The organism is Acinetobacter sp. UBA3025, assembly GCF_002367915.1.
Taxonomy (GTDB): Bacteria; Pseudomonadota; Gammaproteobacteria; order Pseudomonadales; family Moraxellaceae; genus Acinetobacter.
The window spans coordinates 1-6,238 of the sequence record NZ_DFDO01000088.1; the positions used below are offsets into that span (position 1 = coordinate 1).

4 protein-coding genes are annotated in these 6,238 nt (G+C 43.4%); all 4 read right to left on the minus strand.

Translation table 11 applies throughout. The features are described 5' to 3' along the window. The coding region (locus B4J23_RS03415; protein ID WP_291358762.1) for a fumarate hydratase at positions 1 to 702 on the minus strand (702 nt) is incomplete at its 3' end. A gap of 226 nt (positions 703 to 928) precedes the next feature. After that, entirely contained in the window at positions 929 to 3,073 is a 2,145-nt protein-coding gene (gene pta, locus B4J23_RS03420; protein WP_291358763.1) for a phosphate acetyltransferase, read from the minus strand. 54 nt (positions 3,074 to 3,127) lie between these two features. Beyond that, a complete protein-coding gene (locus B4J23_RS03425) occupies positions 3,128 to 4,351 on the minus strand; it encodes an acetate/propionate family kinase (RefSeq protein ID WP_286740017.1) in 1,224 nt (407 codons plus the stop codon). Between the two features lie 406 nt (positions 4,352 to 4,757). Continuing rightward, a complete protein-coding gene (locus tag B4J23_RS03430; RefSeq protein ID WP_291358764.1) occupies positions 4,758 to 6,023 on the minus strand; it encodes a glutamate-5-semialdehyde dehydrogenase in 1,266 nt (421 codons plus the stop codon). Positions 6,024 to 6,238 lie beyond the last annotated feature (215 nt).

The window sequence follows — 6,238 nt, forward strand, 5'->3', positions numbered from 1 at the left end:
GATTTCGATACGAAGTTCTTCGATTTTGTTCTCTGGTCCACGGCGAAGTAATTCGTCCATGTTGATTTCTTCCATGAGCGCTTCTTTCGCAAGCATCATGGCTTTTTCAGCAGTACCACCAATACCGATACCGAGCATACCAGGAGGACACCAACCTGCACCCATAATAGGAACAGGTTTAAGTACCCAGTCAACAATCGAGTCAGATGGGTTAAGCATTGCAAGCTTAGATTTGTTTTCTGAACCACCACCTTTCGCAGCAACAGTAATATCTACCTTGTTACCCGGTACGAGTTTGTAGTGAATAACAGCAGGGGTGTTGTCTTTCGTATTCTTACGACCGAATGCAGGGTCAGCAAGTACAGATGCACGAAGAACGTTACTGTTTTCAAGGTAGCCTTGGCGAACACCTTCGTTTACTGCATCGTCTAAGCTCATAGTTAAATCAAATTTAACATCTAAGCCCACTTCAAGGAAAACGTTAACAATACCAGTATCTTGGCAAATTGGGCGATGACCTTCCGCACACATGCGAGAGTTAATTAAAATCTGTGCAATTGCATCCTTTGCAGCTTTGTTTTCTTCGCGATCATAAGCACGGCTCATCGCTTGGATAAAGTCTTGCGGGTGATAGTACGAAATAAACTGTAGGCCGTCCTTGATTGATGTAATCAAGTCATCTTGTTTGATAATCGTTGTCATACCAGAAAATCTCTTGAGCGGGCTGTTAGCTAGCGGGCTAAATTATATGACAAAAACACAAACTTGTGGGGGATTGGTTGATCTTTTGACCGAAAGTCGAATAGGACTAGTGCTAAGTGTTTTAAAACTAAGAATAACCAAAAGGGAATGTTGTTATTTAAGAATAATAAAAGCCATTTGAGCGGATATCAAATGGCGAGAGGTAGAAAAGATTAAATGATATTAATTATTTCGCAGCAGCCTGTTGTTCAGCCTGAATTGCTGTTAAGGCAATAGTAAAGACAATATCATCTACTAAAGCACCACGAGACAAGTCATTGACTGGCTTGTTTAGACCTTGCAGCATTGGTCCAACGCTGACTACATTTGCTGCACGTTGTACTGCTTTATAAGTGGTATTACCGGTATTTAGGTCAGGGAAGATAAACACATTGGCACGACCAGCGACTTGTGAATCTGGTGCTTTCTGACGACCCACACTTTCAACTGAAGCAGCATCGTATCGCAGTGGGCCATCAATCAACAGATCAGGACGACGCTGTTTGGCAATCTCAGTCGCTTTCGCCACTTTTTCTACGTCTGCACCTGTGCCTGAAGTACCGGTAGAGTAAGAAATCATGGCAATACGTGGATCAATGCCAAAGGCTTTTGCAGAGTCAGCAGACTGAATCGCAATTTCAGCCAGTTGTTCGGCATCTGGATCTGGATTAATCGCGCAGTCACCATAGACGTAGACTTCGTCTGGCAGCAGCATAAAGAATACAGAAGAGACTAGTGAATATTCAGGAGCTGTCTTGATCAACTGGAAAGCCGGACGGACAGTATTGGCAGTCGTATGTACTGCACCAGAAACCAGACCATCCACCTGATCAAGTGCCAGCATCATGGTGCCGAGTACGACAGTATCCTGTAGCTGTTCACGCGCCTGCAATTCATTGATTTTGCCTTTACGCAATTCAACCATTTTTTCGACATAATTCTCGCGAATCAGGTCTGGATCAATAATTTCAAGATCGTGCGGTAATTCAATATTGCGTGCTTTAGCAACTTCAACCACTTCTTCCGGTTTTGCCAGCAAGATACAGTGCGCAATCCCACGAGATTGACAGATCGCAGCCGCCTGAATGGTACGTGGCTCATCACCTTCCGGAAGCACAATACGTTTTTTCGCAGTAATCGATTTTTGTACCAGTTCATGACGGAATGCAGAAGGAGACAGACGTGGCTTGTAAGAACCATTGATTAGCTGTGCGATCCATTCTTCATTTAAATGACTGGACACAAAACGAGTGACCTGTTCAGCACGTTCAGTATCATCACATGGAATTTCATTGCTTAAATTGGCCAGACTTTGGGCAGTTTCAAAAGTACTGAGTGGTGTATGCAGAATAGGCAGACCATGTTTAATCGCTGTCTGGCAGAACTCCAGTACAGCCGAATTTGGCTCATAATGTTCAGTCAGTACCAGACCTGCCAATGGAATGCCATTGCTGCTCGCCAAGCTACTTGCCAACAGGACATCAATACGGTCTGATGCACTGATAATCAGCTCGCCAGCCACAAATTTATGTAATTCATGCTCAATATTGGACGCAATTAAACTGCTGTGTAAGACACGGCGCTGCTTTGCTTCACCCAGATTGACCCAGTCTGCTGAAATATGCGCTGCCAGGTCAGAAATACGTGGCACACTTAAAGTATTGCTGAATGGAACCAGACCAATCACTGGAAGCTTTTCAGAACCAATATGGGCATGGGTTTTTTGAATATCAGCTATAAATTTGTTGGTATCACTAATCAGACGTAAACTAGGATCAATGGTCACCGGGATCTGTGCAGAATCTTCCGGTAAGCCTTTGGTGCGCATAAACAATACGCCAGCCATACGAGTAGAAGAGGACCCACCCAAATAACGTAATTGGCTTTCAACTTTTTCAGCTGCCACTTCAGGCTGGTTGATATCAGCATTGCTGACAATAATGACTTTGGCATCGAGTGCCTGTGCCAAGGCTGCATTAAAGCTTGGCGCAAAGGTATCACGGCTATTGGGTACCAAACCTTCAACAATAATCAGGTCGTGATTTTTGGCAATCTCACGATGCAGGCGTACTGCATCTTCAAGCAATTCATCTGTTTCACCCAGATTAAAGCGCTGAATCAGACTTTCATAAGCAATCGGTTCAACGGTTTCACTTTGGGATAAATGACGATAGAGTGCTGTAGTGCGATCTGTTTCCTGACTTTTTTCCTGTGAAAAAGGTTTCACAAAACCTGCTTTTACCCCTTGGCATTCTAAAGCATATACCAAACCTAAACAGGCTGAAGTTAAGCCGACGCCTTCCCCGGTCGGCACCAATAAAATCGTTTTCATAAGTAATATCAGTCGCGCAATAATAGAAATTAGGTAAAAGGGAACCGGGCTTGCTTATGCAAGCGCAGCTTCAGGTTCAGACTTTTTTGCAGTGGCTTGCTCCACTTCATGCTCTACCACATAATGAGTTTCTTTCGCGATTCGGCCTTCTTCATCAGTTGGAACTACCCAGATTTGTGGGCCTGTACCGTTATCGATACGACCTTCCGTACCACGTTTCAAACTGCTATTAGCATCTTTATCCAGGTTGAAACCGAAATGTGGTAAATAAGCCATGGTTTTTTCACGGATATACGCCGAGTTTTCACCAATACCACCGGTAAAGAACAGACCATCAATACGTGGCAGACCACAGCTTAAAGCAGCTAAAGATTTCGCCAGACGGTAGCAGAATACTTCAATCGCAAGAGTCGCATCTTCATTACCTTGTTCTGAGGCTTCAATCAGAGTACGCATGTCATTAGACAGGTTGTCAGACAAACCAAGCAAGCCACTTTCTTTGTTGAGCATCTTGTCAATTTTATATACATCCCAGCCTAAGTTTGCAGCCAGGAAGCTATGCAAACTTGGATCGACATCACCACTACGAGTACCCATCACCACACCTTCAAGTGGCGTCAGACCCATTGAGGTATCTACACTTTGGCCATTCCACACCGCACAGGTCGAACTACCATTACCGAGATGTGCTGTTAACCAGCCACCTTGCTTAAAGCTGCCAGCCAGTTCAGAACCGCGATCGGACACATAAGCATGGCTGGTACCATGGAAACCATAACGACGTACGCCATATTCGGTATAAAGGAATTTAGGCAGCGCATAACGGTAAGCATGTGCCGGCATGGTTTGATGGAAAGCTGTATCGAATACTGCGACTTGTGGCAAGTCTGGGAATAAACGTTTAGTCGCTTCGATCCCGATCAGGTGAGCCGGATTGTGTAAAGGCGCAAGTGGAGTTGCTTCGCGAATTTTTTCAATAATCTCGTCAGTAATCAGTTCTGCCTTGGTCAGGCTGCCGCCATGTACCACACGGTGACCAATGGCATCCGGCTTGTAATTCGCCAGACGCTCTAAACCTACTTCTAGCGCTTTCTTATGATCTGCAAAAGGAATATGAATATCGACGGGTTCATTACCGACAGTCACACCTTTAATACGGGCATTTTCTGTGCCTAAGTTCTCAGCTAAGCCGTGAATACGGAAATTCTGTTCTTCAAGCAATAGGGCAAACTTGATTGAAGAAGAGCCACAATTAATAACTAATACTGATTTAGACACGATTGTTTACCCGATTCTAATTAAAATTCTCATCCATTTCGTTGACCTGTCTGCTGGCAAAAGCGACACAAGATAGGTCTGTGATCATGTTTTAACATGGGTTTTTTTACTGTCCTAGATAGACTTTAGCCGATTAGACTTAAGCATTATCGACCATGGCGACAATAATAATTAAAATTTATCAGTTCATAGTTTTCATTTATAAATAAAATACTGTTAAAAAATGATCTATTAAACTGTAACTTATATTTCTTAAAAATAATGTTTATTTATTCTATCTTTTAGGTATGGATATGAAGAAATTATATGCAATTTTATAAAGGTTGCATATTTACTTGAACATGTCTTTTATTCATCCCATGCATAAAAAATTAGCCTTGCGAACAAGGCTGATTTTATTATCTATTTACTGACGAATCTGACCATCACCGAAGACTACCCATTTCTGGGAAGTCAGGCCTTCTAAGCCAACCGGGCCACGGGCATGAATTTTATCTGTCGAAATGCCGATTTCCGCCCCTAGGCCATATTCGAAGCCGTCAGCAAAGCGGGTAGAAGCATTAATCATGACTGAACTCGAATCTACACCTGCTAAAAATTCACGAGCGATGCTGTAATTCTCAGTAATGATTGAATCAGTATGATGTGAACCATATTTATTGATATGTTCAATGGCTTCTTCAACACCTGATACAACTTTAATAGCCAGAATCGGACCCAGATATTCGGTGTACCAATCTTCTTCTGTTGCGGCAACTACCTGATTGCCCAAGATACGCTGGGTTTCACGACAACCACGAAGCTCTACCTGTTTTTCCTGATACAGCTCAGCAATTCGAGGCAGGAAATCTTCAGCAACTTTTTCATCAACCAGCAAAGTTTCCATAGCGTTACATACGCCATAACGATGGGTTTTGGCATTCAAAGCAATGGGCAGGGCTTTGAGCAGATCAGCCTGTGCTTCGACATAGACATGACAATTCCCGTCCAGATGTTTGATTACAGGCACACGTGCCTCTTCAGTAATGCGCTCAATTAAGCCTTTGCCACCACGCGGTACAATCACATCGACAAATTCAGTCAGGGTAATCAGCTGGCCAACCGCAGCACGGTCAGTTGTGTTAATCACCTGAACTGACGCTTCAGGCAAACCTGCTACTTTCAAGCCATGCTGGATGGCAGTCGCAATGGCCTGGTTAGATTCCAGAGCTTCTGAACCGCCACGCAGAATAATCGCATTTCCGGATTTCAATGCCAGTGAAGCAGCTTCCAGAGTTACATTCGGACGTGATTCATAAATCATGCCCACTACGCCTAAAGGCACACGCATCTTGCCAAGCTGAATACCTGTAGGACGGTAAGCCATATCGGTAATTTCACCAATTGGATCTTTCAGGCTGATTACATCTTTCAGGCCCTGTAACATACCTTTAAAGCGTGCGGGGTTGAGTTCTAAGCGATCAAGCAGGGCACTGTCCAGATTATTCTGGTGAGCTTTATTCATATCAATCTGGTTGGCAGCCAGAATAGCAGCCTGACTGTTTTCTAAAGCGGTATAAATTGCTGACAATGCGCTGTTTTTAGTTTGGGTAGACGCACGGGCCAAAATGCGAGAAGCCTGGCGTGCCTGCTGTCCTACCGTTTGCATGTATTGTTCAATAGACTCTTGCATAGCGGTTCAATCACTTAGAAATTTCACTTTGATATTAACAGTCTGATGCCGGACAATGAAGCCCATCACTTAAAAATCATAAGCTTTTCACTGTTTCTAAACATTTTGAAATTGTTTTATCTTTAAAAGCAGATAAGTGGTTGTCGAATCAGTTGCTTGTGAAAAGCCGCTCTGTATAGAATGAAATGTAGCTACATAGATGTCATTGATATAAT

Excerpts from the sequence above, each read along its gene's own strand:
- pta (WP_291358763.1), bottom strand. The coding sequence starts at position 3,073 with ATGAAAACGATTTTATTGGTGCCGACCGGGGAAGGCGTCGGCTTAACT.
- B4J23_RS03430 (WP_291358764.1), bottom strand. The coding sequence starts at position 6,023 with ATGCAAGAGTCTATTGAACAATACATGCAAACGGTAGGACAGCAGGCA.